The 14,459-nt window shown below is 68.3% G+C and carries 15 protein-coding genes; 11 read left to right on the forward strand and 4 right to left on the reverse strand.

Annotated elements, in window-relative coordinates:
* The first annotated feature begins 13 nt into the window (after positions 1 to 13).
* The 5 genes from ACXPWS_RS06495 (at position 14) to ACXPWS_RS06515 (ending at position 4,166) form a co-directional block, all read left to right on the forward strand.
* Positions 14 to 985 (forward strand): GlxA family transcriptional regulator, encoded by a 972-nt coding sequence (locus ACXPWS_RS06495; protein WP_458711661.1) that lies wholly within the window; start codon positions 14 to 16, stop codon positions 983 to 985.
* A gap of 45 nt (positions 986 to 1,030) precedes the next feature.
* On the forward strand, positions 1,031 to 1,552 hold the full coding sequence (locus ACXPWS_RS06500) for a gamma carbonic anhydrase family protein (protein WP_458711662.1): 522 nt from the start codon (positions 1,031 to 1,033) through the stop codon (positions 1,550 to 1,552).
* A 168-nt stretch (positions 1,553 to 1,720) separates the two neighbouring features.
* Positions 1,721 to 2,167: a hypothetical protein gene (locus tag ACXPWS_RS06505; protein WP_458711663.1), complete on the forward strand. Its 447-nt coding sequence runs from the start codon at positions 1,721 to 1,723 to the stop codon at positions 2,165 to 2,167.
* 194 nt (positions 2,168 to 2,361) lie between these two features.
* Positions 2,362 to 3,495: an NAD(P)H-binding protein gene (locus ACXPWS_RS06510; protein WP_458711664.1), complete on the forward strand. Its 1,134-nt coding sequence runs from the start codon at positions 2,362 to 2,364 to the stop codon at positions 3,493 to 3,495.
* Positions 3,492 to 4,166 (forward strand): lysostaphin resistance A-like protein, encoded by a 675-nt coding sequence (locus tag ACXPWS_RS06515; RefSeq protein ID WP_458711665.1) that lies wholly within the window; start codon positions 3,492 to 3,494, stop codon positions 4,164 to 4,166. Before ACXPWS_RS06510 ends, ACXPWS_RS06515 begins: the two co-directional genes overlap by 4 nt.
* Here the strand turns inward: ACXPWS_RS06515 and tet(V) are convergent.
* A complete protein-coding gene (gene tet(V) / locus ACXPWS_RS06520) occupies positions 4,163 to 5,425 on the reverse strand; it encodes a tetracycline efflux MFS transporter Tet(V) (protein WP_458711666.1) in 1,263 nt (420 codons plus the stop codon). The genes ACXPWS_RS06515 and tet(V) overlap by 4 nt on opposite strands.
* A gap of 48 nt (positions 5,426 to 5,473) precedes the next feature.
* Complete coding sequence (locus tag ACXPWS_RS06525; RefSeq protein WP_458711667.1) at positions 5,474 to 6,268, reverse strand: enoyl-CoA hydratase; 795 nt, start codon at positions 6,266 to 6,268, stop codon at positions 5,474 to 5,476.
* 124 nt (positions 6,269 to 6,392) lie between these two features.
* On the opposite strand from ACXPWS_RS06525, the gene ACXPWS_RS06530 reads away from it, so the two are divergent.
* The 3 genes from ACXPWS_RS06530 to ACXPWS_RS06540 all read left to right on the forward strand — a co-directional run bounded on the left by ACXPWS_RS06530 (position 6,393) and on the right by ACXPWS_RS06540 (position 9,391).
* Positions 6,393 to 7,475: a CaiB/BaiF CoA transferase family protein gene (locus tag ACXPWS_RS06530; RefSeq protein ID WP_458711668.1), complete on the forward strand. Its 1,083-nt coding sequence runs from the start codon at positions 6,393 to 6,395 to the stop codon at positions 7,473 to 7,475.
* Positions 7,476 to 7,512: 37 nt separating this feature from the next.
* Entirely contained in the window at positions 7,513 to 8,265 is a 753-nt protein-coding gene (locus ACXPWS_RS06535) for a 3-hydroxyacyl-CoA dehydrogenase (RefSeq protein ID WP_458711669.1), read from the forward strand.
* 124 nt (positions 8,266 to 8,389) lie between these two features.
* The gene (locus ACXPWS_RS06540; RefSeq protein WP_458711670.1) at positions 8,390 to 9,391 is read left to right on the forward strand and encodes an NAD(P)H-dependent flavin oxidoreductase; all 1,002 of its coding nucleotides are present in this window, start codon (positions 8,390 to 8,392) and stop codon (positions 9,389 to 9,391) included.
* Positions 9,392 to 9,529: 138 nt separating this feature from the next.
* On the opposite strand, the gene ACXPWS_RS06545 is transcribed toward ACXPWS_RS06540, so the two are convergent.
* A complete protein-coding gene (locus ACXPWS_RS06545; protein ID WP_090363461.1) occupies positions 9,530 to 9,652 on the reverse strand; it encodes a hypothetical protein in 123 nt (40 codons plus the stop codon).
* A gap of 474 nt (positions 9,653 to 10,126) precedes the next feature.
* Here ACXPWS_RS06545 and ACXPWS_RS06550 point away from each other — a divergent pair, with 474 nt between their 5' ends.
* Genes ACXPWS_RS06550 through ACXPWS_RS06560 form a run of 3 tightly spaced genes read left to right on the forward strand, consistent with a single transcriptional unit; the run spans position 10,127 to position 13,705 of the window.
* Entirely contained in the window at positions 10,127 to 12,415 is a 2,289-nt protein-coding gene (locus ACXPWS_RS06550) for an MMPL family transporter (protein ID WP_458711671.1), read from the forward strand.
* Positions 12,408 to 13,082: a TetR/AcrR family transcriptional regulator gene (locus ACXPWS_RS06555; RefSeq protein WP_458711672.1), complete on the forward strand. Its 675-nt coding sequence runs from the start codon at positions 12,408 to 12,410 to the stop codon at positions 13,080 to 13,082. The genes ACXPWS_RS06550 and ACXPWS_RS06555 overlap by 8 nt, the downstream gene beginning before the upstream one ends.
* Positions 13,079 to 13,705, forward strand: a complete 627-nt coding sequence (locus ACXPWS_RS06560) for a class I SAM-dependent methyltransferase (protein ID WP_458711673.1) — start codon at positions 13,079 to 13,081, stop codon at positions 13,703 to 13,705. Before ACXPWS_RS06555 ends, ACXPWS_RS06560 begins: the two co-directional genes overlap by 4 nt.
* Positions 13,706 to 13,717: 12 nt before the next feature.
* On the opposite strand, the gene ACXPWS_RS06565 is transcribed toward ACXPWS_RS06560, so the two are convergent.
* Positions 13,718 to 14,434 carry an NAD-dependent deacylase gene (locus tag ACXPWS_RS06565; protein ID WP_458713430.1) on the reverse strand — a complete coding sequence of 239 codons (717 nt, stop codon included), beginning with the start codon at positions 14,432 to 14,434 and terminating at the stop codon, positions 13,718 to 13,720.
* Between the last annotated feature and the right edge of the window lie 25 nt (positions 14,435 to 14,459).

Genomic DNA, 14,459 nt, shown 5'->3' on the forward strand with positions numbered 1-14,459 from the left:
CCAGACTGGCGGTGTGCACCACCCGGATGTCCACCAGGTCGCCGTCCTTTTGCTGCCGCCGGTGGTGGGTTTCGACGCCACCATCGCGCCCACCCTGTTCGGCGCCGCCGTCGGGGCCGACGGCGCACCGCTGTACGAGGTGACGATGTGCGCCGTCGAACCCGGCCCGGTGGTCTCCACCAACGGTTTCGCGATGGTGCCGACCGCCGGACCCGAAGCGCTGGAGCGTGCGCACACCGTCGTCATCCCCGGCACCAGATACCCGCCTGCCCGTGACGGCGGCACCCTCGACGAGGAGGTGACGGCCGCGCTCGCCCGGATCCGTCCGGGTACCCGGCTGCTGTCGATCTGCACCGGCGCCTTCGTGCTCGCTGCGGCGGGCCGCCTCGACGGTAGGACCGTGACGACGCACTGGAAGTTCGCCGATGCGCTGCGCGCGCTGTATCCGGCAGTGCGGGTGGACGAGAACGTGCTCTTCGTCGACGACGGGGACGTGCTCACGTCGGCCGGTCTGGCCGCCGGAATCGATCTGTGCCTGCACATCATTCGATGCGACCACGGCGTCCAGGTGGCCAATGCCGTGGCCCGGTACTGCGTCGTGCCGCCGTGGCGCGAAGGTGGTCAGGCCCAGTTCATCGACCGGCAGGTGCCGGTGCGCGATCAGGCCTCGACGGCGGCCACCCGGGCGTGGGCCTTGGCACATCTGGATCAGGAACTCACCGTGGCGCGGCTGGCCGGACACGCGCACATGAGTCTGCGCACCTTCAACCGGCGCTTCCGGGAGGAGACCGGGGCGGCCCCGGGCAATTGGATCAGGCAGCGCCGCGTTGACCGCGCCCGGGAGTTGCTGGAGTCCAGGGATATCCCGGTCGACGAGGTGGCGCGGCTGTCCGGGCTGGGCACCGGCGGCAACCTTCGCCACCATCTGCGCCGCGGGGTCGGGATGTCCCCGTCGAGCTACCGCAAGGTGTACCAGGGCGCCTGAGGCGGGCGTGCGGAACCCTCGGCGCACGCCTCTACGATGACGGCCATGCCTGAGCCGTTGATCATCCCCATCCAGGGCCGCGCCCCGCAGTTGCACGCCGAGTCCTGGGTGGCGCCCAACGCCACCGTGATCGGGCCGGTCACGCTGGCCGCACGGGTGAGCGTTTGGTACAACGCCACCTTGCGCGCCGAGTTCGAGCCCATCGAGGTCGGCGAGGGCAGCAACATCCAGGACGGCGTCACCGTGCACGTCGACCCCGGATTCCCGGCGCGCATCGGCGCCAATGTCACCGTGGGCCACAACGCGGTCCTGCACGGCTGCACCATCGAGGACGACGTCCTGGTCGGGATGGGCGCGATCGTGCTCAACGGCGCCGTGCTGGGCGCCGGGTCCCTGGTGGCGGCCGGCGCCGTGGTGCCCCAGGGCGCGGTGATCCCGCCGCGGTCCCTGGTGGCCGGCGTGCCCGGGAAGGTGCGTCGCGAACTCAGCGACGAGGAGATCGCCGGGAACCGCTTCAACGCCGAGGCCTACCGCGGCTTGATCGAGCTCCATCGCCGGAACGACTGAGCAGAAGGTCAACGGCGACAACCTGTTCGGTCGAGCCGGGTTCCTGCTGCGCGTTCATCGCGTAACGGTGGCCGGCGCTGCGGAGTTTGAAGGACGGCCCGCGCGGGCATCCGCAAACAAGCAGGCGCGTCAATTTCTTGGTGCGCACCGTTGATCAGAGGAGTCCTCATGACCACCACCAGCTGGATCATCGTCGCGGTCGTCGCCGTCGTGGTGCTGGCCCTCATCGCGGTCCTGGTGCGCAACGCCACCCGGCGCCGGCGCACCGTGCAGGCCGAACGCATCCGCGAAGAGGTGCAGGAGGAGAGCCGGCGACTGAACACCCGCGAGACGGTGGCCGCGGAGACCGAGGCCAAGGCCCGCGCCGCCCAGGCCGAGGCGGAAGCCAAAGCCGCCGAAGCGGCACGCCTGCAGGACCGGGCGGCCGGCCACCGCGACGAGGTCGACGCGACCCGCGAGCGGTTGGACGCCCGCCGTGAGCACGCCGACAAGCTCGACCCGCGGGTCAAGGGCACCGACGGCGCAGAACAACCCGACCGCGTCGTGGTCGACCACCCCCGCACGGCCCGGGACACCGATCCCGCGCACGTGGACGGTCGGCACTCGACCCGCTGAGCGCAGGTCCGCCTTCCCACACCACCCGCGTCGCCCGGTGTGACGCGCAACGCGATGAGGTGTGGTGCCCCGCCGATCCGGGTATGGGCCACCGCGTCGAACCGGGGACACCTGCGGCCGCCGGGTCGTAGGGTGCCGGTGGTCAGGGAGGCTGAGGTGGCGATGAGGACGTCGGACCCATACGCGGGCCGCGGATGACCGAGCGCATCCTGGTCACCGGCGCCACCGGCTATATCGGATCACGTCTGGTCCCCGAACTTCTGGCCGCCGGCCGTGACGTGGTGGTCAGCAGCCGCAACCCCGACCGGCTCGCCGGTTTCGGGTGGTACGGCGACGTCGCCACGACGATGTTGGACACCCGCGAAGCAGATTCCGTCGCAACGCTTTTCGAACGCTGCGGGCCGATCGACGTGATCTACTACCTGATTCACGGCATCGGGGAGCCCGGCTTCCGGGCCGCGGACAACGATGCGGCGCGCCGCGTCTCCGAAGCAGCGGCGCGGGCAGGGGTGCACCGCATCGTGTATCTGGGCGGTTTCGTGCCCGAAGAGGGCAATCTGTCCGAGCATCTGGCCGGCCGGGCCGAGGTGGCGCATGCGCTGACCGTGCCCGGGGGCCCCGAGGTGGTGTGGCTGGGTGCGGCGGTCATCATCGGGGCGGGATCGACCTCGTTCGAGATGATGCGCTATGTGGGGGACCGGTTCCCGGTGTTGCCGCTGCCGCCGTGGCTGGCCAATCCGATCGATCCGATCTCGATCCGGGATGTGCTGTACTACCTCGTCGCCGCCGCGGATCGGCAGCGGGTGCCGGCCGGGGCATATGACATCAGCGGGCCGCAGACCACCAGTTACCGGGGTCTGTTGTCGGCCTACGCCCGGTTGGCCGGGATCTGGCACTGGGCGTTGCCTGCGCCGAGCGTACCGACCGCGCTGGCATCGCGGGTATCGGCGGCGGCACTGCCCGTTCCCGGTGGGTTGGCCGCGGATTTGACTGCCTCCCTTGATCATCCGATGACAGCCGCGGGGCTCGGGTTGCGCGGCTTGGTGCCGGATCCGCCCGGCGGGCTGCTGACCGTGGACGACGCGATCGGTCGGTCGGTGGCGACGCCGGGCCGCCGGCCGGTCGACCGGCTCGCCGACCCGCACCACCTGGCCGACACCGACCCGGACTGGGCCGGTGGCGATGTGGCACGCATCAGGGCGCTCACCCCGTGGATCGCGCGGCCGGCCCTGGTGCTGCTGCCGTTGCTGCCGGGGCCGGCCGCGGCCGCCTTGCGTACCGGGTTCGACTTTCTGGCCGACCTCATCCCACAGGCGCACCGCTCATGATTCCGCCGCCCTGGCGTGCCGTGGCCGGCACGGTCGACGAAGCGGACAGCGTGGTGCGCCGCCGCCGGATCACCGTCGTCGCGGTTTTGGTGGTGGGTGCCTCGTTGCAGGCCTACTCGCTGAGCAGGCATCCCGGGGACAACTCCTTCTACTACCTGACGTCGGCGATGGCCGCGGTGTGGACGGTGGGTGCCGTGCTGTCCGGGCCGCTGCATCTGGGACGGTTCCCAGCCAGCGGGCGCCGCCCGGTGCTGCTCGGCATCGGCGTGGGTCTCGGGCTCGGCGCGGTGTTCGTCATCGGTGGTCTGATCGCGCGGCTGATCCCGCCGGTGCGTGAATACGTCACTGCGGTACTCGAATTCGCCGACCACGGCGCGTTGCCGCTGGTGGTGTGCATCACCGTGATCAGCGGCATGGCCGAGGAGCTGTTCTTCCGCGGCGCGCTGTACTCGGCGCTCGGCGGTCACCGGCCGGTGCTGGTGTCCACGGCGATCTACTTCGTCGCGGTGATGGCGGCGGGCAACCCGATGCTCGGCTTCGCCGCCATCCTGCTGGGCGCGGTGTGTGCGCTGCAACGCCGGATGACCGGCGGGGTGCTGGCGCCGATGCTGACCCACTTCTTCTGGGGCCTGGTGATGGTGCTGGCGCTGCCGCCGATCTTCGGCCTCTAATCGGTCAGTGGGTGCGCCGATTCGTCGTGCGGCATCCGGGCTGCCAGCCAGGCGACCAGGCCGAGCACCGTCGGGACCGTGCCCGCCGCGAGGTAGATGAGGTGCACCTCGAGCACCTTGGAAAGCGGTCCGGCCAGCGCCATGGACACCGGCATGAAGACCAGCGATACGAAGAAGTCCAGGCTGGATACCCGGCCCAGCATCGCCGGAGGAACCCTGCGCTGCAGCAGCGTGCCCCAGATGACGGTGGCTGCGCTGCTGGTCATCCCGACCACGAAGGCCGCCACCGCCATCACGATGAACGACGACGTGTAGCCGATCGCCACCAGCGGCAGGTTGCCCAGTCCCCAGCACGCCATCATCACCGTGAGATAGCGGCGGGGCAGCCGGATCGATGACACCGCGATGGCGCCGACGGCTCCACCGAGGCCGAAAGCGGCCAGCACGAAGCCGAAGATCCGCTCACCGTGTGCGAACCGGGCATTGGTGATGAAGGGCAGCAGCACCTCCAGTGGACCGATGACCAGCAAGACGAAACCGCTTGCGAACAACAGGGTCGCCAGCAGCCACGGCGTGCGGACCATGAACCGGAACCCGTCACGCAGGTCGGTCAGCGGGTGCGACGGCGGGCGGGAGGATGAATCCGGTTGGGCCACCGGTCTTGTCGCGATGAGCAGGATCAGGCCGGTGCCGTACAGGGCGGCGACCGCCACGGCGCCCAGGGCCGGAAAGGTGGCGCCGATCAGCACGCCGGCCACCGCGGGGCCGACGGCCTGTTGCATGGTCGGCCGTACCACGCCTTCGATTCCGTTGGCGGCCAACAGCTGCTCGGCCGGCAGCAGGCGCGGGAGGTAGGCGCTGTAGGCCGGGAAGAAGAACGCGGCCCCCACCCCTAGGGCGGTGGCGGCAACCGCCATGTGCCACAGCCGCAACTGCCCGGTGAGCCCGAGCGCCGCGACGACCGTCACCGCCACGGTGTTGACGGATTCGACGGCGATGATGATGGCGCGCTGCGGTAACCGGTCCGCGGCGATGCCGCCGACCAGGACGAAGGCGATCAGGCCGGCGCTCAGGCAGGTCGCGACCAGGGACAGTGCGGTGGGGTCGTTGTCCAGCGCGATCACCTGCAGCGCCATCACCACCGTCCACATGCCGGTGGCGAAAATGGACAGCGTGACAGCCGCGATCAGCAGGCGGTATTCGCGGTGTTTGAACGGCGCGAGTACCCGCCAGCCCGGTTGTTCGAGATGTGTACTCACACGACCGATAGTGACCGATCAACGGCGTGGCAAGCCACTGGTTTTTGGCTAGCTGTCGGTGAAGCTGGCCTGCCTGCGTTCCTGGAACGCCTTGGTGCCCTCACGGAAATCGTCGGAGGTGAGCAGGATCAGTTGGCCCTCGCGCTCGCGTTCGAGTGCGGCCTCCAGTTCGGTCAGGGTCGCCTCGTTGATGGCCTGCTTGGTCTTGCGCAGCGCCACCGCGGGGCCGCCCGACAACGTGGTGATCACCTTGACGACCTCGTCCTCGAGGGCGTCGGCGGCATGTACGGACGTCACCAGGCCCCAGTCGTAGGCCTCGGCCGCGGTGATCCGCTCGGCCAGCAGGGCCATCCGCTGGGCCCGGATCCGGCCGATCGCCGCCGCGATGAGCGCCGACGCGCCACCGTCGGGCATCAGCCCGATCTTGGTGAAGGCGAGCATGAAAAAGGCCTTCTCCGAAGCCAATACGATATCGGCGGACAACGCCAGCGAGACGCCGACGCCGGCTGCGGGTCCGTGCACGACGGCGACGACCGGCTTGGGCAGCGCGACGATTGCGCGCACCGCGCGGTTGGCGGCGTCGAGCACCACTTCGGGCCCGTTGACCGATTTGGCCGAGACGTCCTCGGCGCTGATGCCGGCGCCGGAACTGAAGCCGCGTCCGGCGCCGGCCAACTTGACGACACGCACCGCAGGATCTGCGGCGGCCGCCTCCAGGGTGTCGGCGATCCCGGTCAGCATGGCCTCCGACAGCGCATTGAGGCTGTCGGGCCTGTTCAGGGTCACCGACAGCACCCCATCGGTGAGCTGCACGAGCAGGGAATCGAGGCTGGGATAAGTCATGGGATGCGCCCTCACGGTGGGGGTAGGTGGCCCGAGGCCGGTCGACTTGGTTATACAAGTAAGCTATGTCGGCGGTCAACTACTCGGTACTCGACGAGATATTCAATGACGAAGGGCGGTCGGTATGACGGGACCACTGCACGGACTGCGGGTTGTCGAATTGGCCGGTATCGGCCCCGGCCCGCACGCGGCGATGATTTTGGGAGATCTGGGTGCCGACGTCGTGCGGGTGGACCGCCCGACGGCCTCGAACAGCCCGGCCAAGGACGCCATGCTGCGCAACCGGCGCAGCGTCACCGCCGATCTGAAATCCGCTGAGGGAAAACAGTTCGTGCTCGACCTGGTGGCCAAGGCCGATGTGCTGATCGAGGGTTTCCGGCCCGGTGTCACCGAACGTCTGGGCCTCGGTCCCGAGGACTGCGCCAAGGTGAACGAGAAGCTGGTGTACGCCCGGATGACCGGGTGGGGCCAGGACGGTCCGCGCGCACTACAGGCCGGTCATGACATCAACTACATCTCGCTCAACGGGGTGCTGCACGCGGTGGGACGCAAGGGCGAGAAGCCGGTGCCGCCGCTGAACCTGGCCGGCGATTTCGGTGGCGGGTCGATGTTCCTGTTGCTGGGCATCTTGTCGGCGCTGTGGGAACGCCAGAGCTCGGGCAAGGGCCAGGTGGTCGACGCTGCGATGATCGACGGCTCCAGCGTGCTGATCCAGATGATGTGGTCGTTCCGGGCGCAGGGCTTGTGGACCGATGAGCGCGGCGCCAACATGCTCGACACCGGCGCCCCCTATTACGACACCTATGAGACCGCCGACGGAAAGCACTTCGCGATCGGGGCGATCGAGCCACAGTTCTACGCCGAGTTGCTGGCCAAACTCGGCTTGGATCCGGCATCGCTGCCCGGCCAGAACGACATGGCGCGCTGGGAGGAACTGCGGTCGGCGTTCACCGAGGTGTTCAAGACCAAGACGCGCGACGAGTGGGCGCAGATCTTCTCGGGTTCGGACGCCTGTGCCACCCCGGTGCTGGCCTTCGGGGAGGTGCTCACCGAACCGCATATCGCCGCACGCGACACCTTCTATGAGACCGGCAGCGGCCTGCAGCCGATGCCGGCCCCGCGCTTCTCCCGCAGCCGGACGGGGCAGCCGACACCGCCCCCGGTGGTCGGCGCCGACAACGACACCATTCTCGACGACTGGAAGTAGGGGCCGGTAGCGCCCCCAAGAGGAAGGAATTTCACAAGTGGAGATCAAGGACGCCGTAGCCGTCGTCACGGGCGGGGCCTCTGGCCTGGGCCTGGCGACCACCAAGCGGCTGTTGGATGCCGGTGCCTCGGTGGTGGTCATCGACCTCAAGGGCGAGGAAGCCGTCGCCGAGCTGGGCGAGCGCGCCACGTTCGTCGCGGCCAACGTCACCGACGAGGATGCCGTGGGCAAGGCCCTGGATGTGGCCGAGTCGCTGGGGCCGGTGCGCATCAACGTGAACTGCGCCGGCATCGGCAACGCGATCAAGACCCTCGGCAAGGAAGGCCCGTTCCCGCTGGACGGTTTCCGAAAGGTGGTCGAGGTCAACCTGATCGGCACCTTCAACGTGCTGCGGCTGGCCGCCGAGCGGATCGCGAAGACCGATCCGGTCGGTGAGGAGCGCGGCGTCATCATCAATACCGCCTCGGTCGCCGCGTTCGACGGCCAGATCGGGCAGGCCGCCTACTCGGCGTCCAAGGGCGGCGTCGTCGGTATGACGCTGCCGATCGCGCGTGACCTGTCGCGCAGCCTGATCCGCGTCGTCACGATCGCGCCCGGACTGTTCAAGACCCCGCTGCTGGGGTCGCTGCCCGAAGAGGCACAGAAGTCGTTGGGCCAGCAGGTGCCGCACCCGGCCCGGCTGGGCGACCCCGACGAGTACGGCGCGCTGGCCGTGCACATCGTCGAGAACCCGATGCTCAACGGCGAGGTCATCCGGCTGGACGGCGCGATCCGGATGGCACCCCGATGAGCGCTTGCGCGAAGAGGAGACAGCACCGATGAGCGCTTGCGCGAAGAGGAGACAGCACCGATGAGCGCTTGCGCGAAGAGGAGACAGCACCGATGAGCGCTTGCGCGAAGAGGAGACAGCACAGATGACGATCACGACGAAGTTCACTGAGGTCTTCGGTGTCGAGCACCCGATCGCCCAGGGCGGCATGCAGTGGGTCGGACGCGCGGAACTCGTTGCGGCCGTGGCCAATGCGGGGGGCCTGGGTTTCATCACCGCGCTGACGCAGCCGACCCCGGCCGATCTGGCCAACGAGATCGCCAAGACCCGCGATCTGACCGACAAGCCGTTCGGGGTGAACCTGACGATCCTGCCGGCGATCAACCCGCCGCCCTATGACGAGTACCGCAGGGTGATCGTCGATGCCGGCATCAAGATCGTCGAGACCGCGGGCTCCAACCCGGCCCCGCACCTGCCGATGTTCCATGACAACGGCATCAAGGTGTTGCACAAGTGCACCTCGGTGCGGCATGCGGTCAAAGCCCAGAGCCTCGGGGTGGACGGCATCAGCATCGACGGTTTCGAATGTGCCGGCCATCCCGGTGAGGATGATGTGCCGGGCCTGGTGCTGATCCCGGCGGCGGCCAGACAGATCGAGATCCCGATGATCGCGTCCGGCGGCTTCGGCGACGCACGCGGTCTGGTCGCGGCCCTGGCACTCGGTGCCGACGGGGTCAACATGGGCACCCGGTTCATGTGCACCGTGGAGTCCTGTATTCACCAGAACGTCAAGGAGGCCATCGTGGCCACCGACGAGCGTGGTACCGAACTGATCTTCCGCAGCCTGCACAACACCGCCCGGGTCGCGAGCAACACGGTCTCGCGTGAGGTCGTCGAGATCCTCAAGGGTGGCGGCCAGTTCGAGGACGTCAAGGATCTGGTGGCCGGTGTGCGCGGCCGCAAGGTGTTCGACGACGGCGATATCGACGCCGGCATCTGGACGGCGGGAACCGTGATGGGCCTGATTCACGACATCCCGACCGTCGAGGAACTGATCACCCGGATCGTCGAGGAGGCCGAGGACATCATCACCGGTCGGCTGGCCGACATGGTCACCCTCGACGAGGAAGAAAAGGCTTCGGCCTGAGAGCCGAACAGGGACCGCGCGACCGGACAACGACGTCCGGTCGCGCGGTTTTTTCATGAGCTGAGCGGACCCGGACGCCAAAACGCCGCCGAGGCAAGGCTCAGCGGCGTTTGTGGCGCTAGGAGGGAACTGCTGCGGTCAGACCGCGGCAGCGAGGTCGGGGAACTGCTCGGAGGTGTCACCCTCGACGAGGACATCCCCGTGGTACAGGGCGTCAAAGTCGACTTTGATGACATCGGCACTGGTGTCGTCGATCCACATGTGACTGAGCGTATGGGTCTCGTTTAAGGAATCTTTGAGTCACGATTCTGAAAATCGTGGCAATTCTTACCGCCGGGTAGGTTCGGGAAGTTCGCGAGCGGCGCGCCTGATCTTGTTACTCAAAAGTCAGTATGGCTCTGACCTGCGGATAAGGGTGATGCGCTGGGTTTTCTCGGTGGGCCGCGGTGTGTGCTGCCGCGATCGGCCGGCCAAGCGAGTGCAGCAAACGTTACTTCCGAGTTCTACTCGGCAGTAGGAGAGTTTGTGACAAAAGTGATTTCTGGGGCCACTGGGGTCAAAGACGATCGTGCGACGCCTGGGCGCGGCGGTCCGACCCAAATTGCCACTCTCGTCAACATCGCCCTGAACCGAGCGGGCCGCCCCGCCGTGATCAATGCGAAGGGATTGACCGCCCTTACTTATCGTTGTTAACTTAACCTTGATATTGTGCTGCTGGGCAGAAGAGGAATGTGCATGCTGAACCGAATCGCACTGCTTGCGATCGCCGCGCCCCGGCGCGTACTCGCGTTGTCGGCACTGGTCATGGTCGCGGCCGCGATCTTCGGCATCCCGGTCGCCAAGAGCCTGTCCGCAGGCGGATTCCAGGACCCGACATCGGAATCGGCCCGCGCGACCCAGTTGCTCACCGACAAGTTCCACCAGGGCGATATGCAGCTGATCATCACGGTCGCGTCGGCCGACGGCGTCGACAGCCCGGCCGCCACCGCCGTCGGCAAGCAGATCGCCGCCGCGCTGGGCCAGTCGCCGCACGTCGCTCAAGTCACCTCGGCCTGGACCGTGCCGCCGGCGGCCGCCGCCGAACTGGTGAGCAAGGACAAGACCGCGGGTCTGGTCGTCGCCGGAATCACGGGCGGGGAGAACGACGCGCAGAAGTACGCCAAGGAACTGTCCGACCAACTGGTGCACGACCGCGACGGCGTCACGGTGAAATCCGGTGGCGTGTCCATGGTGTATGCCCAGATCAACGCGCAGACCGAACGTGACCTGCTGGTCATGGAGTCCATCGCCATCCCGTTGAGCTTCCTGGTGCTGGTCTGGGTGTTCGGCGGGTTGGTCGCCGCCGCGCTGCCGATGGTCGTCGGCGGGATGGCCATCGTGGGCACGATGTCGGTGCTGCGACTGGTCACGTTCTCCACCGATGTGTCGATCTTCGCGCTCAACCTGTCCACCGCGATGGGACTGGCCCTGGCCATCGACTACACGCTGCTGATCATCAGCCGCTACCGCGACGAACTCGCGGAGGGACATCCCCGCGACCGTGCCCTGCAGCGGACGATGGCCACAGCGGGACGCACCGTGCTGTTCTCGGCGACGACGGTCGGTCTGTCCATGGCGGCGATGCTGTTGTTCCCGATGTACTTCCTCAAATCCTTCGCCTATGCCGGGGTGGCGACCGTGGGCTTTGCGGCGCTGGCCGCGGTGGTGGTCGCGCCCGCGGCCATCTGGCTGCTCGGCGACCGGCTCGACGCCCTCAACGTGCGCCGGTTGTTCCGGCGTGGGCCGGCTCCTGCCGCCAAACCGGTGGAGCAGCTGTTCTGGTATCGCTGGACCGGCGCGGTGATGCGCCGCGCCCTCCCGGTCGGGCTGGCCGTCACCGCTCTGCTGGTGCTGCTGGGCGCCCCGTTCCTCGGCGTCAAGTGGGGCTTCCCCGACGACCGGGTGCTGCCCGCCTCGGCCTCGGCGCACGAGGTCGGTGACCAACTGCGCAACGATTTCACCGACAACTCGGCCACCGCGGTGACCGCCGTGGTCCCGCAAGCCGACGGCTTGACCCCGGCCGACTTCGACCGGTACGCGGCCGAACTCTCGAAAGTCGCCGCGGTGACCTCCGTCTCGAGCCCGACCGGCACGTTCGCGGCAGGCCGCAAGGTCGGGCCGGCCGGTCAGTCCGGTGCCGCCGAGGGCAGCGCGTTCCTCACCATCGCCAGCACCGCTCCGCTTTTCTCGGACGCCTCCGATCGTCAGCTCGATGCCATGCACGCGGTGGCCGGGCCGGGCGGACGCGTCGTGGACTTCGCCGGCATCGCCCAGATCAACCGCGACAGCGTCACCGCCATCACCACCCGGCTGCCCTGGGTGCTGGGGGTGATCGCGGTGATCACCTTCGGGCTGCTGTTCCTGCTCACCGGCAGTGTGGTGCTGCCGCTGAAAGCGCTTGTGCTCAACATCCTTTCGCTGACCGCCGCATTCGGTGCGCTGGTGTGGATCTTCCAGGACGGGCACCTGTCCGCGCTCGGCACCACCCCGACTGGCACGCTGGTGGCCAACATGCCGGTGCTGCTGTTCTGCATCGCGTTCGGTTTGTCGATGGACTACGAGGTGTTCCTTGCAGCGCGTATCCGCGAGTACTGGCTGTCGCTGAACACCGGCTCCGATTCGACCCCCCGCGCGCTGAACGACGAGGCTGTGGCTCTGGGCCTGGCCCGCACCGGCCGGGTGATCACCGCCGCCGCGCTGGTCATGTCCATCACCTTCGCCGCCCTGATCGCCGCGCAGGTGTCGTTCATGCGGATGTTCGGTGTCGGGTTGACGCTGGCCGTCGTCGTCGACGCCACCCTGGTACGGATGGTGCTGGTGCCGGCCTTCATGCACATGCTCGGTGGCTGGAACTGGTGGGCGCCCAAACCCCTGGTGTGGCTGCACCAGCGGATCGGCATCAGCGAATCCGGGGGCGAGCGTGACGCGCCGGACGGGCGTGAGTCCGTGACCGCCGCAGTAGCGGACACTGGTCAGCGTGGTTGACGTACTGAAACGGCGGCGCGCCGCCCGCGGTTCGGGTGACCAGCTGCGCGAGGAGATCCTCGACGCCACCACCGACCTGCTGCTGGAAACCGGGCACGCGAAGGCGGTGTCGATCAGGGCGGTGGCCCAGCGTGTCGGGGTCACCTCGCCGTCGATCTACCTGCACTTCGCCGACAAGGACGCGCTGCTGGATGCGGTGTGCGCCCGGTACTTCGAAAAGCTCGACGAACAGATGCAGCGGGTGGCGGTGGGCAAGACCTCCACCATCGAGGTGTTGCGCGCCCAGGGACTGGCTTACGTGCGGTTCGCCCGCCAAACCCCGGAGCTGTACCGCATCGCCACCATGGGCGAGCGCGAATCGGCCAGTGACGTCGATATCACCCTGGCCAGCTCGGCGTTCGTGCACATGCGCGCCTCGGTCGAGGCGTTGATGGCCGAAGGTGTCTATCCGCAAGGGGATTCGACGGCCGCCGCGCTGGAGTTGTGGACTGCGGTGCACGGTGTCGCGGCCATGCTGATCGCCAAACCGTACCTGCCGTGGGGCGATGCCGAGCAGTTCGCCGACCGGGTGCTCAGCGCGGTGTGCTGCGGTCGAATCGTCTACGGCATCGTCGGGCCGGACGCCACGCCGGAGGAGACGATCGCGAAGTTGCAGGAGTTGCGATGAGTACGGTGCAGAACCCGTTCTTCGCCCGGTTGTGGACCGTGATGTCCGGCCACGAGCCCGAGTCGCTGCGTCGGTTGCGGGTCGAGAACCTCGCCGGTTTGACCGGCCGGGTGCTCGAGGTCGGTGCCGGTACCGGCACCAATTTCGCCCACTATCCCGCCGGAGTCACCGAGGTGGTCGCCATCGAGCCGGAACCGCGGCTGGCCGACATCGCGGCGCGGGTCGCGAGGTCGGCTCCGGTGCCGGTCACCGTCAGTACCGATACCGTCGAGGACTACGCCGCGGCGCAACCGTTCGACGCCGTGGTCTGCGCACTGGTGCTCTGCTCGGTCGGCGAGCCCGACGATGTTCTGCGACAGATCTTCTCGATGCTCAAACCCGGCGGTCAGTTGCGCTACCTGGAACACGTCGCCAGCGCCGGACCGCGGGCCCGGCTGCAGCGGGTGGCCGACGCGACGGTATGGCCGCGCCTGCTCGGGAACTGTCACACCCACCGTGACACCGAGGCCTCGATCGCCGGTGCCGGATTCGCCGTATCCAGGGCACGGCGGGAGATGGCGTTGCCCGGGTGGGTGCCGCTGCCCGTCACCGAGTTCGCGATCGGGCAGGCGGTGCGGCCTTGAGCCCTGCCGGGCTCACCGGCCGAGCAGGGCGGGCAGGCGCTGCAGCAGGCCCGGCAGCGCCGTCGCCGCGGTCTCGCGCACCACGGCCGTCGCGGCCGCGGAGAACGGCGTCTCCTGCGGATTCACCTCGATGACGGGAATCCCGTGGGCCAGTGCGGCCTCCGGCAAACCCGCGGCGGGGTAGACGATCGACGAGGTGCCCACCACGATCACCACGTCGGCGCCGGCGACCGCCTGCACGGCGCTGTTCCAGGCGTCGTCGGGCAGGCCTTCGCCGAACCACACCACATTCGGCCGGATCAGGCCGCCGCACGCGCATCGCGGTGGCTGGACCACCTCGACCGGTTCGGGCATCGCCGGAAGCGCCCCGGTGAACGGCAATTGGCAGCGATCACAACGGAATTCGAACAGGCTGCCGTGCAGGTGATGGACCCGGCTGCTGCCGGCCCGTTCGTGCAGGTTGTCCACGTTCTGGGTGGCGATGTGCACGTCGGCGTAGTCCTCCCACGCCGCGACGGCGCGGTGGCCGTTGTTGGGCGCCACCGCGTCCATCATGTAGTGCCGCCACAGGTACCAGGCCCACACCTTCTCCGGGTGGCGCCGCCAGCCGTCACTGCTGGAAATCTCGTAGGGGTCGACGTGCGCCCACAAACCGGTCTCCACGTCGCGAAACGTCGGTACGCCGCTCTCTGCGGACATGCCCGCTCCACTGAGCAACGTCACCTGCACCCCACCAAGGTAACCGGTGTGGGCA

This window comes from Mycobacterium sp. BMJ-28 (assembly GCF_054404835.1).

Bases quoted from the DNA above. Each gene is read 5' to 3' on its own strand.
- ACXPWS_RS06545 (WP_090363461.1), bottom strand. From the start codon at position 9,652: ATGTGGATCGACGACACCAGTGCCGATGTCATCAAAGTCGACTTTGAC.
- ACXPWS_RS06530 (WP_458711668.1), top strand. From the start codon at position 6,393: ATGACGGGACCACTGCACGGACTGCGGGTTGTCGAATTGGCCGGTATC.
- ACXPWS_RS06550 (WP_458711671.1), top strand. From the start codon at position 10,127: ATGCTGAACCGAATCGCACTGCTTGCGATCGCCGCGCCCCGGCGCGTA.
- ACXPWS_RS06525 (WP_458711667.1), bottom strand. From the start codon at position 6,268: ATGACTTATCCCAGCCTCGATTCCCTGCTCGTGCAGCTCACCGATGGG.
- ACXPWS_RS06505 (WP_458711663.1), top strand. From the start codon at position 1,721: ATGACCACCACCAGCTGGATCATCGTCGCGGTCGTCGCCGTCGTGGTG.
- ACXPWS_RS06510 (WP_458711664.1), top strand. From the start codon at position 2,362: ATGACCGAGCGCATCCTGGTCACCGGCGCCACCGGCTATATCGGATCA.
- ACXPWS_RS06500 (WP_458711662.1), top strand. From the start codon at position 1,031: ATGCCTGAGCCGTTGATCATCCCCATCCAGGGCCGCGCCCCGCAGTTG.
- ACXPWS_RS06515 (WP_458711665.1), top strand. From the start codon at position 3,492: ATGATTCCGCCGCCCTGGCGTGCCGTGGCCGGCACGGTCGACGAAGCG.
- ACXPWS_RS06540 (WP_458711670.1), top strand. From the start codon at position 8,390: ATGACGATCACGACGAAGTTCACTGAGGTCTTCGGTGTCGAGCACCCG.
- ACXPWS_RS06560 (WP_458711673.1), top strand. From the start codon at position 13,079: ATGAGTACGGTGCAGAACCCGTTCTTCGCCCGGTTGTGGACCGTGATG.